This window comes from Pelomicrobium sp. G1, assembly GCF_051905455.1.
Classification (GTDB): domain Bacteria; phylum Pseudomonadota; class Gammaproteobacteria; order Burkholderiales; family UBA6910; genus Pelomicrobium.
This window is the reverse complement of the sequence record NZ_JBQACR010000583.1, coordinates 1-237: the sequence shown is the minus strand read 5'-3', so window position 1 is coordinate 237 and position 237 is coordinate 1. Positions and strand designations below refer to the sequence as shown.

The window sequence follows — 237 nt, the reverse complement described above, 5'->3', positions numbered from 1 at the left end:
GCCAGGTTCAGGCCTCGCAACACCGCTTCGAATGCCCGCATGGCGCGCTACAGGGCGGTCTGCCCCGACGCTGCGGGAATTCCCAGCAAATCCGCCGCGAGCCCCCGCCGGCTTTCGTAGGCGGGCTGCCGCACCAGGGACTCGGCCGAGCGGACGATGCGCACCAGCAGGGGGGTCCCCTCCAGCTCCACGCCCGGGGCGTGATGGAGCAGGACCGCGTCGCGCAAGGGGAAGGGA

Annotated in this window: 1 protein-coding gene; it reads right to left on the bottom strand. The window is 72.2% G+C overall.

Annotation, left to right across the window (positions count from 1 at the left end; translation table 11 throughout):
• Window positions 1-47 precede the first annotated feature (47 nt).
• Window positions 48-237: hypothetical protein (locus ACTFO6_RS19720; protein ID WP_439935987.1), on the bottom strand; the 190-nt coding region annotated here is incomplete at its 5' end.